Below are 17,862 nucleotides of genomic sequence, written 5' to 3' on the forward strand. Positions count from 1 at the left end.
AGACCGGCGGGCCGGCTCCGTCTCAGAGGTAAATGCGGTCAGCGTGACCGCAGCATCGCACGGGACGGAAGGACAGTCATGCGAAAACTCATAGTCCAGCAGTGGGTGACCGTCGACAACATCGCCGCGGAGGAAGACGGTGGCCTCAGCTTCGTGTCGGGGGAACCGTTCGACGACGGGATCACCGACGACCCCTTCAGGAACAGCCTGATGGGCTTCATCGACTCGGTCGACACGATGATTCTCGGGGCGAACACGTACGCCCAGTCCAAGGACTACTGGCCGTACGCCGAGGAGCAGGGCTTGTACGGCGAGAAGCTCAACAACCTCACCAAGTTCGTCGTCTCGTCGAAGCTGGATGACGCCCCCTGGGGCGACTTTCCCGCCGCGGCCGTGACGCGCGACCCCGTCGCCACCATCGGGGAGCTCAAAGAGCAGAGCGGCAAGGACATCTGGCTGTGGGGGAGCCTGCGGCTCATGCAGTCCTTGCTGGAGACCGGCGTCGTCGACGAAATCCGGATGCTGGTCTGTCCGACGTCACGCGGCAAGGGAACGCGTGTTTTCGAGGATCGTCAGGACCTGAGGCTGGTCGAGGCCACCGCGTTCGACAACGGCGTGGCGCTTCTGCGCTACGAGATCAAGAAATAGGCGGAAAGCCCACACTTTCGAAGAGTCGGCCGCCGGCGATGCCGCTCGTTCGGGCATCGGCCGGCGTCCACTCTTCAGCTACCGAATACCGGTAAACGGAGTCAGACGTGATTTCGGGGCACGAACCATGGCAAGCGGGTGCCGCCCGGGCGCGCGTGAGCGATCCCCGCTGGTTCGCTGTGAGCCGCTACCTGCGGCGGGACACACGCCGCGCTGTGCGGCGCCCGGTACGGCGCGCGACCCTGCGTGATCCAAGCATCGGGTTCTCCTCCTCCCTGTGCGATGGCGAACGACGGCCGCCCGGTCAGCCGGCGGCGCCCGCAGTTTCCATCTCGTGCAGTTCCTTGGCTTCCTCAGCCGATACCAGCCCGATCTCGACGAGGTCCAGTGGGCTGATGAAACCGTCGCCGATGCGGAAGCCTCCGGCCCGGGCGATGGCGTCGCGGAGCGGCACGGCCCAGTGGTGCTCCAGCAGGATGAGCGCCGCGGCGGAGTCGTTCGGGATGTCCTCGAGCACATCCCAGGCGTCCTCCTCGCTGAATACGCCCATACCGCCCTGCTCGGCAACCGCTTCCGCGCCGGCTTCGGCGCCGGCCTCCATGCCCTCTTCGCCCTCGAAGCCCAGGCCGATGAGCGCCCCGATCTTGCTGCCCAGCTCGATCGCTTCCTGCTCGGACAGGTTGCTGAGATGCTCGGCCTCGATGTCGCCGTCCGCGGTCTTGTAGACCGCCAGCGAGTCGATCACGCGGACGGTGTCGCTCGCCCGGAGCCGTTCGAGTTCGGCGATGACCTCACCATGGAAGTCTGGGTGCTGGAACCCCAGCACGATGAGCTGTACTGGCCCGATTGCCATGTTTCACTCTCCCTCTCCTCTCCTGAGCACCCGCCCACAGCCGCAAAGCCGGCTCGGGTAGCGGTCCATGAGCACTGTCAGGAGGAATCCATTGGCTCCACCCCACACTGGTGCGCGCGTCAGGTTTGCGCGTCATCCAGGACGGATGAGCGGCCTCGCCACTGTTCCCGCCACACCCCAGCCGCGGCCGCACCGACCGCACCGGAGTCGTCACTCTCAGGCCCTCCGGCTCAACCCCTAGGTGGTGCAGACGGGGGCTGCTGTGGACTGTTTGGTGAGGAGGAACTGGTCCGTCGCGGCGCGGGCGCAGTCGGAGGTGTAGTAGGAGGTGTGGCCGTCACCGAGGCGAGACAGGACGCTGCTGCCCTGGATCTGGGCGGCCAGGCCGAACGCCCACTGGTAGGAGACGGACGGGTCGTGCGTTGCGTGGACGATGAGGGTGGGCACGCCCTTCACGTTCAGGCTGCGCTCCGGATTGGCGACCTTGAAGGGGTAGCCGATGCACAGGCCGCCCGACCAGAACTCCGAGGCGCCCTGCAGGTGCGGCGCCAACTGCCGGCCCATCTCGATGCGCTGCTGCATCTCGGCGAAGGTGTGGATGTCGGACACGTAGTCACCGCAGTGATTCGCTATCCGGGTGAAGAGGAAGTCGGTCGGTCCCGCAGGTGGCGGGAAGGCGAAGAACTGCGCGTCCCCGGCGACGGCTCGCCTGAGGAGCTCCGAGAAGACGGGCCAGGACAGCTCGCCCGCGAGTACGTTGGGTGTCTTCGCGGCGAGCCAGCCGGGAGTGTTCATCCGGATGTCGTCGCCGGTGACGGGGCGCAGGGCTCCTTCGACCGGGATCGGATTCAGGTCCGCGCTCCGGACGAGGTTGTCGTAGACCGCACGGACGTCTTGACCCCGCAGGACGCAGTCGGCGGCGGTGTCACACCAGTCAGCGAACCGTTCGAACGCCTCCTCCACGGTCTTGGCCGCATCGGCAATCAGCTGCACGTCCGGGCTGCTGTGGTCGAGAGCAGCGTCCAGGACCATCGCTCGCGTGCGCTTCGGGAACAACTGGGCGTACTGCGCTCCGACCTGCGTACCGTAGGACAGCCCCAGCCAGTTCACCTTCGAGACGCCGAGCGCGATGCGCACCGCCTCGTGATCGCGGGCGACGCTCACGGTGTCCGCGTGCACGAACAGTGGTCCGGTCTGCTGCAGGCAGCTCTGCGCGAGCGCGCGATTGTGCGCGACCATCGCGTCGAACTCGCCCTGCGTGCGCGGGAAGAACGCGTAGTCAGGGGTCAGCGCCGGGACGCCGCAGCGGATCGGCGTACTTCCACCGACGCCTCTCGGATCGACGCCGACGATGTCGAAGCGAGCCCGCAGCGTCGCCGAGAAGAAGGTCTCGGCGGCAACGACGTTGTCGACCGCGCCGTCGCCCGGGCCACCGGGGTTGTAGAACAGCGTGCCGATCCGGTGCGCAGGATCGTCCGCGGGACGGCGAGCCACCGCCACAGTGATCTTCGGACCCTTAGGAGCCGACCAGTCCGCAGGTACTCGCAGCGTGCCGCACCGGACCACAGCCGATCCCGGGCAAGGCGTGAAGTCGATGTGGTACGGCGATGTCGCGGTATCGGACTGTGCCGCCGACACGACCGTCGTCGAAAGAAGTAGCCCTGAACCCAGAACGGCCACCATTTTGCGAATTCGTCGGATATCCATTGGAATCCCCACCCCCGTTTCGACCCTCCTCGCCACCCACGACAGAGTCAAGACGACAGTGCAGTCTGGTTAATGCCCCGACCATTCGAACGAGGGAGCTCTCATGGATATTGGTATCGGTCTGCCGTCCACGATTCCGGGTATTCGCGCTCGGCTGATCCTGGATTGGGCGCAGGCTGCCGAGCAGGCCGGGTTCTCCACCCTGGGGACGCTCGACCGGCTGGTGTACGGCAATCTGGACGCAATCCCGGCGCTGGCCGCCGCGGCGGCGGTGACCAGCCGGATCGATCTGACGACGGCCGTCATGATCGGCCCGTTCCGGGGCAACGGCGCCTTGCTGGCCAAGCAACTGGCCACCGTGGACCGCCTCTCCGACGGCCGGTTGACGGTCGGCATCGCGGTCGGAGCACGGCCTGACGACTTCGAGGCCACTGCATCGCCGTACGACAAGCGTGGAAGGGCGTTCGACGCGCAACTCGCGGAGATGCGGGCGGTGTGGGCCGCTGAGCCGCGGGGGTACGCCGGTGCAATCGGGCCGGCCCCGGCACAACCAGGCGGTCCGCCGCTGCTCATCGGTGGCGGCTCTCCCGCCGCCTTCCGCCGGATGACGCAGTACGGCGCCGGCTGGATCCTCGGCGCCGGCGGTCCGGACGCCTTCGCGGCGGCAGCTGACACAGCCAGGGGTGCCTGGCGCGAGGCGGGACGTGAAGGCGAGCCGCGCCTGGTCGCCATCGGCTACGTGAGCCTCGGCGACGACGCCGAGGAGCACGCACGGCGCTACCTCGGCGACTACTACAGCTTCGCCGGTCCGTACGCCGAGCGGATCATCGCCAACGCCCTCACCACCCGGCAAGCAGTCGCCGACGCCGTCACCGGCTTCGCCGCCGCAGGCTGCGAAGAGCTGATCCTGTTCCCCGCCAATCCCGACCTCCACCAGATCGACCTGATCGCCGCCGCAACCGGCCTGACCTGAAGGGCCGACCGGGATCAGCGGGTTCGGGCCACCTTGCGGGAGGCAACGGCCAGGTAGGGGCTCACGACCTCGCGGAACAGGTCGCTCGGCGGGAGGCCCAGTTCACGGTCGAGCATGTCCCGGAATCGTTGGTAATGGTTGATGGCCTCAACAAGATCGCCGTTGTCCAGGTGGATCTCGACGATGGTGCGGTGCGCGCTCTCGTGCAGCGGCTCGATGCTGATCGCGGCCCGCGCGGCCTGGAGGGCCTCGTGGGTACGCCGTTGCCGTCGGCGCCGGTTCGCGAGGGCGTCGAGCGCGCCCAGCCGCAGGTACTGCAGTCGTTCGCGGGCGGCCAGCACCCAGTCGTCGTACCACCCAGGGAGCAGTTCCGAGGAGTGCAGTACGACGAGAGCGGCGTCTTCGGCCTCGTCGGTGCCGCGGTCGGGGTCGTCGCGGATCAGCAACTCGGCGCCGTCGAGGAAACGGTCGACGTCCACGACGACGTCGACCGCCAGAGACAGCGACGAGTCGCCGATCTCGAGCACCGGAGGTACGCCGGCATGCCGGTGCCGCAGCCGCCACAGGACCGCGCGCAGACGGGCGGCCGCGACCATGTCGGTGCAGTCCGGCCACAGCGTCGCGGCCGTCTGGGTCCGTGCGCAGCGGCCGTTGAGGGCCAGGAGCGCGATGAGGTGCTGCGGACCGGCCGGCAGATCGATAGGTTCCACCGTCTCGGCCGGCTCGTCGGCGACGGTCAGGAGCCAGTCGCCGAGCAACTGAAGTCGAAGATCACTCTCTAACAACGTCCGCACCGCACGGCCTCCCCTTCGGGGTGCGACGGCGCGTGTCAGTCGAGCCTGCCCCCCGGCTGTGTTGCTCGCGAATGTCCCCGCTGTGCGTGACGGCTGAACCACCAACTGCCACGCACTCCCTGAAACATGGGACAGGAATGGCCGGATGTCAAGACTGGCCGCCCGTTCGGCCGACGAACTCTTCGAGCCAGGCGCGGACCTCGCGGTAGACAGCCTCCGGTGAGGTCACCACCGCGGTCGTCTGGGCGTCGGCGCCCAGATCGGGCCGCTGGGTGATGCGCGCCTTGATTCCGGCCTCGTCGGCCGGCTCCCGCCAGACCCGGATGACCAGTGCCGCCGCGTCGGGCACGGGCTCGGACTGCGCGTGATCGGTCATGATCCACTCCCCCGGGAGTCATCCGACCGGCTGCCTGGTGTCGTGCGGGCTCGGGCCACCGGGAGACTCACGATGAGCCCAACGATCCCCGAAGTAGGCCGTTACGTCGACCACCGTCTTCCTGACAACGCTGTGACAACGCCGGGACAACGCTGTGACAACACCCTGAGCATGCTGCCAGGCATCCACTGGCCCTGAGCACCGAACACGGCGGAGGGGGTGACTCATGAACGAGAAACTGACGGCGGTCGAACTCGACCTGGAGGAGATCCAGGTACTGCCGGAGCGGGAGGCGTTGGGTGGTTTCAACTACGCCAACATCTACGCGTCCAACACGGCGGTCGCGCTGAACGCGGCGTCGTACTGGTCGGTGGCGAAGGCCGCGGCCATTCAGACGATTGTGGTCAACCAGCACTAGGCCGGCCGAATCGGGTGTGCGGGCGGTGATCACCGAGTGCGCCGCTCGCACGCCGCAGGAACGAGGGGGTTTCGATGACGGATCTCGGCAGGATCTCGGGTACGGACGTGGCCGGCCAGTCGGCCGAGCTGCTGCCCACGCGCGAGGCACTGGCACTGATCAACATCACCAACATCACGGCCGTCAACCTGGCGATCGCGGTGAATGCGGGGACGATCGGCTCGACCGCCACGGCCGCCGCACTGCAGCACCTGGCTGCGTTCCAGCGTTAGCACCATCGGCGCACGGAACTGGCGGGGGGCCTGCGCCCCCCGCACTGGGGGGACGACCGCATCGTGACAACGACAGAAGACCACCTCCGCGCGGTCCCGGTGCGCGGCGGACCCAGGCCGAGCCGGGTGGGCGGCGTACGCCTGCTCGGACGGTACGAGGGGTCCGGGTTCCGGGAAGAGCGCTATCTGGCCGAACGGGCCGACCGGCAGATGGTCCTGCTGACCAAGCTGCTCTACCTGATCGTGGAGAACGCCGACGGGCGCTCGTCGACCGATCTGCTGGCCGACCGGGTGAGCCGCGCGTACGGTCACCGTCTCGATCCCGACGACCTGGTCCGCCTGATCAACGACAAGCTCGGTCCGTCCGGATTGGTCGCCCTCTGGAACGGCGCTCCGGTGGGACAGGAGAAGGCGGATCCCCTGCTCGCGTTGAGCCTGCGCGGCGTGCTGCTGCCGGCCCGTGCCGTCCGCACGATCGCACGGATCTTCGCACCGCTGTTCCACCGGCCCGTGATCGTGGCGGTCCTGGCGGCCGCGATCGCCTTCGACATCTGGGTGCTGACCACCCTCTCCGCCTCGGACGTCTTCGCTTCCCTGGTCGATCCGGCCGGGGTGCTGGCCGTCCTGATTTTGCTGCTCATGGCAACGGTCTTCCATGAGTTCGGTCATGCGGCCGGCTGTCGGTACGGCGGTGCCAAGCCCGGACAGATCGGCGTCGGCCTCTATCTCTGGATCCCTGCCTTCTACACGAACGTGACCAGCGCCTACCGGCTCAACCGGGCCGGCCGGCTGCGGACCGATCTGGGTGGCGTCTACTTCAACTCGGTCTACATCGTGGTCGCGGCCGGGATGTACCTGTGGACCGGATGGTCTCCCCTGCTCGCGGTGATCGCGCTGTCCCACCTGGAGATCATCCAGCAGCTGCTGCCGGTGGTCCGGTTCGACGGTTACTACATTCTCGGCGACCTGGCCGGCGTACCGAATCTCTTCGGGCACGTCCGGCCCATTCTGCGGAGCCTTCTGCCTGGCCGCCGGAACGATCCCGGTGTGGCGACGCTGCGTTTCCGTACCCGGATCGTGGTCACGACCTGGGTGCTGGTCACCGTCCCCGCGCTGCTCATCGGTCTGGGACTCCTGACGTGGAACGCCCCTGGCTACCTCGCCGGGTTCTGGGATCGCTCGAGTGAGTTGTGGGCCGGCGTACGAACACTCGTCGCGGCAGGGCAGATCGGCGCAGCGGCGCTCGCGATGCTGTCCCTGGTGGCGATCGCTCTCCCGATCGTCGGGCTGAGCGTCGTACTCGTCCGATCTTTGCTCCACCTCGTACGCGCGGTTCGAAACCGGCAGACCCCGCCGTCGCCGGCCGAGGAGGAACCGATGGACCACATCAGCGGGGCGACCGGTGCTGCCCTGTTCACCGAGGACAAGATGCTCCGCCGGCGGGTGACGCCGCCTCGGAACGGATGGCGGCACGGCCTGTACTTCGTCTCGAGTGGCCGGATCAACGTCGGCCCCAGCCTCGCCGAGCAGCGCGAACTGGAGCGGATCGACCGAGTCCGTGCGGCCGTGCGAGGCCCGCGCAGAGTGGTCACCTTGAGCCGTAAGGGCGGCGCCGGGAAGACCACGACCACTCTGATGCTCGGTCATACGCTCGCGATGCACCGCGGCGACCGAGTGGTCGCGCTGGACGCGAACCCTGACGCCGGCTCGCTCATCTATCGGGTCCGCCGGGAGTCCCCGGCCACGGTGACCAACCTTCTCGGCGAGCGCGATCTGATCACGAAGTACGCCGATCTGCGCGAGTACACCTCGCAGGCACCGAGCCGGCTCGAGGTGATCGCGTCCGACGACGACCCGACCATCAGCCAGGCGCTCGGCGACCGGGACTACCGCACTGTGCTCGACCTGCTCACCCAGCACTACAACCTGATCCTGGTCGATACCGGCACCGGCATCCTGGACGGCGCCATTCAGGGCATCCTGCGTGAGGCCGACCAGATCGTCGTCGTGATGCCACCGGCACTCGACGGCGCGCGGGTCGCGGCCGGGACGCTGGACTGGCTGGACCAGCACGGACACGCCGATCTGGTGTCGTCCGCGGTCGCCGTGATCAACACGACCAGAGGCAAGCCGCGCTGGCTCCAGCTCGACGAGATCGAGAACCACTTCAACAGTCGCTGCGCCGGCACGGTCCGCATCCCGTGGGACCCGGCGCTGGACAGCGGAGCAGCGGTCGACCTCGACGACTTGCGCTCCGCGACCCGCGATGCCTACCTGGAACTGGCCGAACTGGTCGCCGGCGGCTTCACCACGAACCGCTGGAGTCCCGTCTCGGTGGTTGATCCGTCCCTCACAGGCGAAGGAGCCTCATGACCATCAGCCGGCGACTCACAACGATCACGATGATCGCGTCCCTCGTCCTGGGCGCGACCGGCACCGCGAGCGTCCTCACGTTCCGGAGCGGCCAGGACTTCGACCTGGTCGCGTCCGCCAACCCCGCAACGCCAGGCAGCTCGGACACCGACCGGACCGCCATGTTCGAACGTGCCCGAGGCAAGCGAGCCCAGGCTGATGCCGTGGCCACCGCATCGGTCACCTGCGACTCGTGCAGTGCCAACGCTTCGGCAGTGCAGGTCATCTACGTGAACAAGGCAAAGAAGCGTACGGCGGACAACGTCGCGAACGCCTGGTCGAGTTGCAGCAACTGCCGAGCGAGCAGCGTGTCCGTGCAGGTCGTCGTGGTCCGGCCCGGTACGGCAGTCACCGCTCGAAACAGTGCCTTCGCGGTCAACGCGGCCTGTTCCGGCTGCACGACCTCGGCCGTCGCAGTGCAGATCGTCGTTGTCACCAGCAAGCATCGCGCGTTCTCGCGCCACGGCCGGCAACAGCTCGAGGAGATGGCGCGAGAACTCGAGGCTCAGCTGTCGACCGGCAGCAAGGCAGCACGCCTCGCGGTGACGAAGAACAGCAGCGGGCTGGCCGATATCGAAGCGCTGGTTCGCAAGGAGCTGAAGCCGACCAGCCTGAAGCCACAACTGACCGTCAAGACCGGATGACCGGAGGCCCCCGATGTCTGCCCGCCGATGGACCGCCCTCGCGGTCGCCCTTGTGGTCCCGCTGGTGCTGACCGGCTGCGAACCGATCAAGACCACGCCCGGCACCGGCACCGGCGCCGGCGGCAGCAGCAGCGGGAGCGCCAAGGGCAAGGGCAAGGGGAAGACCACCACGCAGTCGGGCGCCACCGTCCGGATCACGGCGTCGAAGAAGACCTGCTGGGCGGGCCGGGTCGGCGCGACGAGCAAGAAGGGCTGTGGATCCGCCACGTTCCAGGTCAAGGCCTCGAACGGCTCCTACACCGTCAACCTGCACAAGACGAAGGGCTCCGACGGCCTCAGCGTCGTACTGGTGGTCAACGGCAAGAAGGTCGACAGCGGCAAGATCAGCAGCAGCTCGACCGCCGTCTCGATCAGCTACGCCGGCAACTGATCCGCGGCCGGCGCGGCTGGCGTCGGCTGCGGTGGGGCAGTAACGGTGGTGAGTGCGTCGGCGAGCGAGCCGCGCCAGCAGACGTAGTCATGGCCGCCGTTGTACTCCGTGTACATCACGTCGTAGCCCTTGCTGCGCAGGATGGTTCGGAAGTGGCGGTTCGCGACCACCATGGACGGACCGTCGTCGGGGGTCGAGCCGCGTTCTTGCAGGCCGACCTCGAGATAGAACCGCACGGGCTGTCGTTCGGCCTCGGCGTACTGGCGGGTCAGCCACTCGTGTTCGTGGTCGTCGTCCGGGCTCCACCAGAACGATCCCGACTGCGAGATCACGGTGCCGAACATGTCCGGGCGATTGAGCCCCGCGAAGGCGGCGGCCTGACCGCCATGGCTCTGACCCGCCACGATCGTCCGCGCCGGATCGGTCGTGATCCGGTACCGCTCGCGGACCCAGGGCAGCAGTTCGTCGGTCAGGTACTCCAGGAAGGGTCCGCCGCAGGGGAGTTCGCGGTTGCGGACTTCCTGGCTCAGGCTGTCGACGAGGACGGCCACCATCGGCGGGATGCGGCGGTCGTCGATGAGGTTGTCCAGGATCGTGGGGAAGGGGATCGGGCCGCGTACGACGTCGCCGTCGAACAGCACGAGCAGCGGATACGGCTCGTCGTCCGGTCGATAACCGGGCGGGGTGTAGACCCAGATGCGACGCTCGTTGCCGAGGATCTCGCTACGGTGCAGCTGCTGGACGAGCTCGCCTGGGTTGCCGTCGGACCGCGGAGCGAGCCACGGCTGCGCGGGCGCGGCCGGTAACTCGATCAACGACACCACGGTCTCGTCAGCGCCGAGGAATTCGTCCTCGGGATAGACGAATGTCGCCGGGTTGAGCGGATCGGTGAACCAGTGCGCCGTACGTTCCTGCCAGTCCTCCGCCTTGGCCGCGGCACTGTCCACGTCATCGACGGCCAGACGGTAGGTGCAGCGCAGATCGGCGCGGACCCGGCAGGTGAGATACCAGACGTCGGTGCCGTCCAGGTGGTGCATCTGGTTGTCCGGTGCGTCCCATCCTGCTGGGCCGCCGAACACCGAGGCGCTGGCGATGGGTTCGCTCGACCGGTAGAGAAAAGTCAGCCAGACATCGTGGTCGTCATCCAGCACGGGCTCCACCAGTGGCGCACCCTGCTCGGTGACTTCGGCCCAGAACTCGTCAGTTCCGGCCGGATCAAGTTTCTGCAGACGTGGGCTGTCGATCTCATCGGCCATGCATCATCCCTTCGGCGTCGTCCTACCGTAGGACAATCCCGGACCACTGGCGCCCCGACCGAGCGTCGCCCTCGGTTCACAGCAGTGGATTGAGGGTTAGGCGCCGCGGACCAGGCGGTCGCCGAGGTCTGAGCGTCGGTAGAGGACCGAGCGGCCGTGCCGTGCGGAGATGAGGAGACCGGCCGCGCGCAGTGCACGCAGATGCTGGTTGACCGCGGTCGGCGTGACGTCCAGGCGCACAGCGAGCTCGGTCGACGACGTCGGCGTCTCGAGGAGTCCCATCAGCCGGGCGCGGACGCGGCCGATCAGGCCCACCAGGGCAGTGGCCGGCGTGTTCGTCTCGGTCTCCCAGAGCGTTGCGAGGCCGCGTGCCGGGTACATGATGTGCGGTGGCTCGTCGGGGGAGATGGGCGCCGTCGCGCGCCTGCTGAACAGCGAGGGGGCGAGCGTGAGGCCGCGGCCGGCGGTGGAGGTGCGGTACGACAGGTCGCTGCGCAGGCGCACGTACACAACGCTGTCCTCAAGGCGAACATGCCGGTCGAGGTCGGCGAACATCACTGCGAGGCCGGATTGCGCTGTGACCCGGCCGCGGTGGACGACGTCGGCCTCGAGCACGGTTCGCATCCGTTGCCAGTGCGGCTCGAAACATGCCTCCCAGTAGTCCCGAAGCGCAGCCAGGACACGGCTGAGTACCCTGTCGGGCCGGCCTCGAAGTACCGGGGGCAGCGCGGCCGGGTGGACCTCCGCCAGATCCGCCCGTACGACGCCGCCCGGTGTGCCGGTCAGGGCCGCGAACTCGTCGTCGATCCTGCCGAGCGGGGTGTACGGCCGCGGGGTGAGGAAGTCCGGCGTCCACAGCGATTCGTTCGTCAAGGCGCGGAGCAGCTCCAGGTCGAGCCCGGCGCGCGCCGCCTCGGTGGCCCGCAGCCAGGGCAGCTGCAGCGGGAACCGGCCCGGATCGCGCAGCGTCCGCAGCGACAGGACCAGCTCGTTCAGCGGCGAGATCGCGAAGCGCACCTCGCCGAGGTCGTTGCCGACGAGCTCGTATTGGATCATGAAGCAATACGCTACATCGATGGTGTCGCCGAGCAACGGATGCGACAACTGACACGTGCCTGCACTCCTCCGCGATCCCGTCGAACGCGCGCTCGCCTCCGCTGTGGCCGCGTTGTCCCTGTCCCGTGGGATGTTCTTCGCGGTCAGCGCGCTGTACTTCACCCGCGGGGTAGGACTGTCTGCGGCGACCGTCGGGCTCGGCCTGGCCGTCGCCGGCGGAGTCGGCGTCCTGGCGTCGTACGCCGGTGGGTGGCTGAGTGACCGGTGTGGCGCCGATCGGCTGCAGCAGTGGGCCCTCGCCGCGAACGGCGTCGCGCTGCTGGGCTACGCCCTGGCCCGCGACGTCGGCACCTTCGTGCTCGTCGCGGCCTGCGTCTCTGGCTCTCGCGGCCTGCAGAGCACCGCCCAGATGACGCTGCTCGCCCGATGGTTCGTCGGCCCGGAGCGGGTTGCCGTCCGCGCCCGGCTGCGCGTGGTGATGAACGTCGGTATCGGTATCGGCACCCTGCTTGCGGGACTGGCCCTGGTCGCCGACACGGCAACGGCGTACCGCCTGACTGTGGTAGTGGTCGGCGCCATCACCATCCTCGGCACGGTCCCACTGGCCGGCCTGCGCCGCAGAGTATCCGGGCTCGCGGAGCGCATGGACGCCTCCGCCGGCCCTGAGGCGCCACGGGGACCTTCGCCTCTCAGAGATCGGACGTACGTCGTCTCGACCGCTCTCAACGCCCTACTCGCAATCCACTTCGGGCTCACGTCGGTTGGCATACCGCTGTGGGTGGCGGATCACACCGAGGCTCCGACCGTCGTGGTATCGGCGCTCCTCGTGGTCAACACCGCTTATGTAGCGCTCTTCCAGGTCCGCGCGTCCCGCGGCACGCAGGACCTGCGCACGGCCGGACGATCGGCGCGCCGAGCAGGCCTGCTCCTGCTCATCGCCTGCTTGCTCTTCGCCGTCGCAGGTCATCTCGGTGCCGCTGCAGCGACCGGAGTCCTCTTGCTCGGCGCGCTCGCCTCCTCCGCAGGCGAGACGCGCGGCGAAGCCGGCAGTTGGGGTATGGCGTTCGAGCTCGCCGACCCGGCCCGCGCCGGCGCCTACCAGGGACTCAGCCAGACTGGCCTCGCGCTCGCCCTGATGCTCGGCCCGGCAGTCGTCACCACAACCGCCATCGACCACGGCACAGCGGGCTGGGTCGCGCTCGGTGCGCTCTTCGCGGCCACCGGCACCACAATCGCGGTCGTCGCGAACCGCGCTGCAGCGAGCAGAACCAGGACCGCCGTCACCCCGGCCGCGATGTAGGGTCATGCCAGTTCAGCGGGCCTTGGTGCCTCGAACCGCGTGACCGGAGGGGTCGATGCTGGGATGACGGCAGGGCGACCGATGCCCACACAAGACGACGTACTCGGGTACTTCGACACGCTGTCGAACTGGGGACGGTGGGGCGACGACGACGAGCTCGGCACTCTGAACCTCATCACCGACGACGTCCGGCTGGCGGCGGCGCGGGCCGTGCGCCACGGCAGGAGCGTGTCGTGCGGATGGGAGGTCGCCGTACCGGAAGAAATGGAGCGGTCGACGACGGCGTGCCCATGCGCCGCCGACATGCCGGGCGCCGAGCACATGCCGGCGCACTTCCGCAACGACCGGCGCTGGGGCTTCTCGAACGAGCGGCTCGGCATCATGTTCCACGGCAACACGATCACCCACCTGGACTCGCCGTGCCACATCTTCTGGGACGGCACGATGTACAACGGGCGGTCGCACTCGCTGGTCGACGCCGCGACAGGATCGGCGTGGGCGGCCGTCACGGCGGCGGCGAACGGGATCATCACGCGGGGTGTCCTGCTGGACATTGCGGGGGTCCGCGATGTGCCGTGGCTGGAACCGGGTGAGGGTGTGTTTCCCGACGATCTCGAGGAGGCCGAGCGTCGCCAGGGTGTGCGGGTGCGATCCGGCGACGCCGTACTCCTGCGGACCGGCTATGGCCGCGGTCGGCATGAGGCCGGTGCGGCCGGCGGTTTCGCGCAGGCCGGCTGGCACGCGTCCTGCCTGCCGTGGCTGCATGAACGGGGGGTCGCGCTGATCGGCGCTGACACCCCTCAGGACGTTCAGCCGTCGGGGTACGACGACGTGTTGATGCCGGTGCACGCCGTGAGCCTCGTCGCGATGGGCCTGTGGATGCTCGACAACTGCGACCTGGAGGAATGCGCGACGACGGCCGCTGAGCTCGGCCAGTGGGACTTCCAGCTCGCAGTCGCACCAGTCCGCTTCTCCGCCACGTCCGGCAGCCCGGTCAACCCCATCGCCACTTTCTGAGCGGGGCGCTCACGGTTGGCGGTCTGGCGCGTTGATCGGCGGGCCTGCCCCGGGTGCGCTGGTCGCGGCATGTCGTGCGTGGCGCCAGCTGAGGATGACCCAGACGACACCGAGGAGGGCGACGACGGCGAGGGTGCCGTCGTACGTCCCCTGGAAGACCCACTGCTCTCGTTGGGTCGGGGAACCCTCCCAGTAGGTGCCGTCCGGCCAATCGGCGATCCATCCGTTGCCGGTGAGTCCCTGGGTGATCCAGATTCCCCAGCCGTACGACGCGTCCCACGCTCCGTGGAGCGCCGAGACACCCAGGAACGTCCAGATCACTCGCCGAGTGACACGGAACCCGCCCTTGGGTGGCGCGGCAGCGGCGAAGAGGGCACCGCCGAGCAGCGCGGTCCAGGTCAGGTGGCCGAAGGGCGCGAGCATGGCTCGCGACACCTCGGTTTGCAGAATGGTCAGCTCGGGGTGGTCATTGGTGTGCTGGATGTAGGCCCAGAAGGCGTACCCCGTGCTCTCGAAGGCGGCGAAGCCGGCACCGACCGTGGCCCCCAGGACCATTCCACCGTGCACCGTGCGTTGGGGGACCCGCCAAGCGACGGCCACCAGCACGGCACCCTTGGAGACTTCCTCGATCGCGCCGACACCGAAGAAGCCGAGCGCGTTCCCCACCGGGCCGGCCCCGGTCGGCAGCAGGTAGATCTCCGTCACGGCGGACACGACGACCCCGATCGTCCCGGCCGCGAGGAACCCCTTGAGGACCACGTTGGTGGTCAGGCGACAGTCGTCCAGACGAGCCAGCGCGAAGGTCACGACCGTGACCGGCACCAGAAAGCTTCCGATCAGGAACAGGGTCGGAATCAGGATCGCGTCCCCGGTGAGCGCTGTCACGCCGGCCGCCAGCATCCAGACCAGCACGCCGGTCACCAGCATCGCGATCCACGCGCGCTTCCCAGCGGCGATCGGCACCCTCAAGGATTGATCGGCCACGGTAGGACGCTGACAGGCAAACAGCCGCGCCGCCTCCTCCCACGAGGGTGATTCCTCCGCGCCCCGCCTCGCGGCCGACTTTGCGATCCATTTCCGGACGTCGCTGCCGGATCGTTCACCGGGCCCTGGTCGAGCCGGCCTTTGATGTTCCCGCAGTGGTCGCGGCAGCGGCGGAGTTCGGCCACTCGTCACCCAGCAGGGGTGATGCCGCGCGTCCCCTCTCGGCTTCAGGGTAGGAGCGTGGTCCAGGGAACGACCCCCACGCTCCCCAGTCCTCCGGGCACGCTGCGTGCCCGTCGCTCTTGTTGGTCCAAGAACTCCACGGCCCGTTCGAGCTGGTTCGGCACTTCTCGACGGCGTGGGCGGAAGGGGAGCTATGGCTGTGACGACTGGGGGCGGCAGATCGGCGAGCCCTGCCACGCGGGCGTTCCGTAGAGATTCGAAGCGGGCTGGGACACACGGGCAGCTCAGCCATGCGGACCGGGTCGCTCTGGGGAAGGACGCCCGGAGGGTCACTCCGCGGGAGTCGCAGGCGGAGTTCCAGGCCGACCAGCCGCGGGATCCGGTGGGGCTGTTGCTGGAGCAGTCGAAGTCGCGGGTGCCGGAGCTGGTGCCGATCCGGCACGGGCGGATGCTGGTGTCGGCGTTCACGTTCTACCGCGGGGCTGCATTGCCGATGGCGGCCGACCTGGCCACGACGCCTACGTCGGGGCTGCAGGTGCAGTTGTGCGGAGATGCACATCTGTCCAATTTCGGCGCGTACGCCTCTCCGGAGCGGGAGTTGGTCTTCGACGTCAACGACTTCGACGAGACCCTGCCCGGCCCGTTCGAATGGGACGTCAAACGGCTGGCGGCGAGCCTGGCAGTGGCGGGACGGGACAACGGGTTCCGGGGCAAGCACCGCCGCAAGATCGTCCTCGCGGCGGTGACGGCGTACCGAAAGGCGATGCGAGGGTTCGCGAAGCAGACATTCCTGGAGGTGTGGTACGCACACCTGGACATCGAAGAGGCCATCTGGCAATTCCGGTCCCAGATGAAGGCCAAGGGGTTCAAGGCCACGGAGAAGATGCTGGCCAAGGCGCACACCCGCGACAGCACCCAGGCGCTGCGCAAGTTGACCAGTGTGGTCGAGGGCCGTCGGCAAATCATCAGTGACCCCCCGATGGTCGTTCCCGTCGAGGAAGTCTTCCCCGACGTGCAGGCCAGTGCGGTGTATGAGGAGATCCGCGCGGTACTGGGCAAGTACCGGCGTACCCTGCAGTCCGACCGGCGGCACATGCTCGAACAGTTCACGCTGGTCCAGGCGGCTCGCAAGGTCGTCGGCGTGGGCAGCGTCGGTACTCGCGCCTGGATCGTGCTGATGGACAGCGGGGACGGAGTCGAGCCGGTTTTCCTCCAGGCCAAGGAGGCACAGCCATCGGTTCTGGCGGAGTACTGCGGGCGCAGCAAGTACACCAACCAGGGCGAGCGCGTGGTCGCTGGACAGCACCTGATGCAGGCCGAAAGCGACATCTTCCTCGGCTGGACCCACATGCCGAGCCCGGACGGAGTCGACCGCGACTACTACGTCCGCCAACTCAAGGACTGGAAGTTCTCCGTCCCGATCGAGCAGAGTGCCCCCTCGGGCATGGCCGTCTATGCCCGCGTCTGCGGCCGGACCCTGGCCCGCGCTCATGCTCGCTCCGGCGACCGCGTCGCCCTGGCCGCCTACCTCGGCGGATCGGACGCCTTCGACCAGGCGATCGCCGACTTCGCCGAAACCTACGCCGACCAGAACGAACGCGACTACACCGCGTTCCAGAGCGCCGTCGAAGACGGCCGAGCCCAAGCGACCACCGACATCTGACAGCCGAACCCCGGGCGATCCAGTCCGGACGGCCGAGAAGGAAAGAGTTGCGCCATGGCAGAACCCGCCATCGATCCCGATGCTGAGCACAGGGCGTCGGCACTCGGGCGCCGGTACTTCATCCGATTCGAGGAAGACACGCTGCGGCAACGGCCGCTGTGGATCCGGCTGATCATCGAGTTCCTGGGCACCTTCGTCCTGGTGACGGTCGCGGCCGGATCAGGGGTGATCAACCAGTACGTCGGCAACGAGCCGATCAGCAGAACCGCGGCGGTGATCGCGCCCGGGGCGGTGGTCATGGCGATGATCTACGCCTGGGGCCCGCTGTCAGGACTCCACATCAATCCCGCGGTGACTTTCGCCTTTGCCGCCCGGGGAGTCTTTCCAACCAAATGGGTGCTTCCGTACTGGGTGGTCCAGATGGCCGGGTCCATCTGCGCCGCGCTGTTCCTGCAGTTTATGTTCGTCAACGCCAGTGCGGGCGGGAACTACCCGATCAAGACTTCCGGCGGGGAGTGGAAGTCGATGGTGATGGAACTCGTCCTGACCGCGATCTTGGCCAGCGTCATCCTCAACACCGCGACGGGCGGCCGCAGCATCGGCCACAACGCGGCGATCGCGGTCGGCTCGACAGTCGCCCTGCTCGGTTTGTTCGCCAGCCCGATCAGCGGCGCGTCGATGAACCCGGCCCGTACTCTCGGACCCGACATCGTCGGCAACGACTACACGGGCTGGTGGGTCTATATCGCGGGCCCATTGATCGGGGCCGCCATCGCTGTGGCGATCATCGGAGCGGTGCGCGGACTGCCCGACAAGGACGAGCGTGACGCCGCCGAAGGCGACGCCCTGCCGATGACCACCACCTCGGAGTAGGCA

Annotated in this window: 18 protein-coding genes; 11 read left to right on the top strand and 7 right to left on the bottom strand. The window is 68.2% G+C overall.

All coding sequences use genetic code 11. The features are described from left to right. Positions 1-78: 78 nt before the first annotated feature. The gene (locus AB0I34_RS10980; RefSeq protein WP_360443004.1) at positions 79-648 is read left to right on the top strand and encodes a dihydrofolate reductase family protein; all 570 of its coding nucleotides are present in this window, start codon (positions 79-81) and stop codon (positions 646-648) included. Positions 649-952: 304 nt separating this feature from the next. On the opposite strand, the gene AB0I34_RS10985 is transcribed toward AB0I34_RS10980, so the two are convergent. Then, the gene (locus tag AB0I34_RS10985) at positions 953-1,501 is read right to left on the bottom strand and encodes a hypothetical protein (RefSeq protein ID WP_360443007.1); all 549 of its coding nucleotides are present in this window, start codon (positions 1,499-1,501) and stop codon (positions 953-955) included. A gap of 237 nt (positions 1,502-1,738) precedes the next feature. Next, the gene (locus AB0I34_RS10990; protein ID WP_360443010.1) at positions 1,739-2,995 is read right to left on the bottom strand and encodes an alpha/beta fold hydrolase; all 1,257 of its coding nucleotides are present in this window, start codon (positions 2,993-2,995) and stop codon (positions 1,739-1,741) included. Between the two features lie 316 nt (positions 2,996-3,311). On the opposite strand from AB0I34_RS10990, the gene AB0I34_RS10995 reads away from it, so the two are divergent. Next, entirely contained in the window at positions 3,312-4,181 is an 870-nt protein-coding gene (locus AB0I34_RS10995) for an LLM class flavin-dependent oxidoreductase (protein WP_360443013.1), read from the top strand. Positions 4,182-4,195: 14 nt separating this feature from the next. On the opposite strand, the gene AB0I34_RS11000 is transcribed toward AB0I34_RS10995, so the two are convergent. Both AB0I34_RS11000 and AB0I34_RS11005 read right to left on the bottom strand, forming a co-directional pair. Beyond that, positions 4,196-4,975, bottom strand: coding sequence for a bacterial transcriptional activator domain-containing protein (locus AB0I34_RS11000; RefSeq protein ID WP_360443016.1), 780 nt, complete (start codon positions 4,973-4,975; stop codon positions 4,196-4,198). A 148-nt stretch (positions 4,976-5,123) separates the two neighbouring features. After that, entirely contained in the window at positions 5,124-5,351 is a 228-nt protein-coding gene (locus AB0I34_RS11005; protein WP_360443019.1) for a hypothetical protein, read from the bottom strand. A gap of 226 nt (positions 5,352-5,577) precedes the next feature. Here AB0I34_RS11005 and AB0I34_RS11010 point away from each other — a divergent pair, with 226 nt between their 5' ends. From AB0I34_RS11010 to AB0I34_RS11030, 5 genes are all read left to right on the top strand, one after another. Continuing rightward, positions 5,578-5,769, top strand: a complete 192-nt coding sequence (locus AB0I34_RS11010) for a hypothetical protein (protein ID WP_360443022.1) — start codon at positions 5,578-5,580, stop codon at positions 5,767-5,769. 74 nt (positions 5,770-5,843) lie between these two features. After that, complete coding sequence (locus AB0I34_RS11015) at positions 5,844-6,041, top strand: hypothetical protein (RefSeq protein WP_360443025.1); 198 nt, start codon at positions 5,844-5,846, stop codon at positions 6,039-6,041. Between the two features lie 63 nt (positions 6,042-6,104). After that, positions 6,105-8,414: a MinD/ParA family protein gene (locus AB0I34_RS11020; protein ID WP_360443028.1), complete on the top strand. Its 2,310-nt coding sequence runs from the start codon at positions 6,105-6,107 to the stop codon at positions 8,412-8,414. Beyond that, positions 8,411-9,097 carry a hypothetical protein gene (locus tag AB0I34_RS11025; protein WP_360443031.1) on the top strand — a complete coding sequence of 229 codons (687 nt, stop codon included), beginning with the start codon at positions 8,411-8,413 and terminating at the stop codon, positions 9,095-9,097. Before AB0I34_RS11020 ends, AB0I34_RS11025 begins: the two co-directional genes overlap by 4 nt. A gap of 13 nt (positions 9,098-9,110) precedes the next feature. Further along, entirely contained in the window at positions 9,111-9,527 is a 417-nt protein-coding gene (locus AB0I34_RS11030) for a hypothetical protein (RefSeq protein WP_360443034.1), read from the top strand. Here AB0I34_RS11030 and fes read toward each other — a convergent pair. Together fes and AB0I34_RS11040 are read right to left on the bottom strand one after the other, a co-directional pair. Next, on the bottom strand, positions 9,512-10,783 hold the full coding sequence (gene fes, locus AB0I34_RS11035; protein ID WP_360443037.1) for an enterochelin esterase: 1,272 nt from the start codon (positions 10,781-10,783) through the stop codon (positions 9,512-9,514). The two genes, AB0I34_RS11030 and fes, sit on opposite strands and share 16 nt — an antisense overlap. A gap of 96 nt (positions 10,784-10,879) precedes the next feature. Further along, positions 10,880-11,839 (bottom strand): DUF5937 family protein, encoded by a 960-nt coding sequence (locus AB0I34_RS11040; protein WP_360443040.1) that lies wholly within the window; start codon positions 11,837-11,839, stop codon positions 10,880-10,882. Between the two features lie 55 nt (positions 11,840-11,894). Here AB0I34_RS11040 and AB0I34_RS11045 point away from each other — a divergent pair, with 55 nt between their 5' ends. Together AB0I34_RS11045 and AB0I34_RS11050 are read left to right on the top strand one after the other, a co-directional pair. Further along, positions 11,895-13,139, top strand: a complete 1,245-nt coding sequence (locus AB0I34_RS11045) for an MFS transporter (protein WP_360443042.1) — start codon at positions 11,895-11,897, stop codon at positions 13,137-13,139. An 81-nt stretch (positions 13,140-13,220) separates the two neighbouring features. Beyond that, positions 13,221-14,156 (top strand): cyclase family protein, encoded by a 936-nt coding sequence (locus AB0I34_RS11050; RefSeq protein ID WP_360443045.1) that lies wholly within the window; start codon positions 13,221-13,223, stop codon positions 14,154-14,156. Positions 14,157-14,165: 9 nt separating this feature from the next. Here the strand turns inward: AB0I34_RS11050 and AB0I34_RS11055 are convergent, their stop codons facing one another. Further along, positions 14,166-15,140, bottom strand: a complete 975-nt coding sequence (locus AB0I34_RS11055) for a PrsW family glutamic-type intramembrane protease (protein ID WP_360443048.1) — start codon at positions 15,138-15,140, stop codon at positions 14,166-14,168. Between the two features lie 376 nt (positions 15,141-15,516). Between AB0I34_RS11055 and AB0I34_RS11060 the strand changes: the two genes are divergently transcribed. Together AB0I34_RS11060 and AB0I34_RS11065 are read left to right on the top strand one after the other, a co-directional pair. After that, on the top strand, positions 15,517-16,986 hold the full coding sequence (locus AB0I34_RS11060) for a DUF2252 domain-containing protein (RefSeq protein ID WP_360443051.1): 1,470 nt from the start codon (positions 15,517-15,519) through the stop codon (positions 16,984-16,986). 54 nt (positions 16,987-17,040) lie between these two features. Next, positions 17,041-17,859, top strand: coding sequence for an aquaporin (locus AB0I34_RS11065; RefSeq protein WP_360443054.1), 819 nt, complete (start codon positions 17,041-17,043; stop codon positions 17,857-17,859). Positions 17,860-17,862 lie beyond the last annotated feature (3 nt).

The sequence above is a fragment of the Kribbella sp. NPDC050281 genome (assembly GCF_040655855.1).
GTDB lineage: Bacteria > Actinomycetota > Actinomycetes > Propionibacteriales > Kribbellaceae > Kribbella.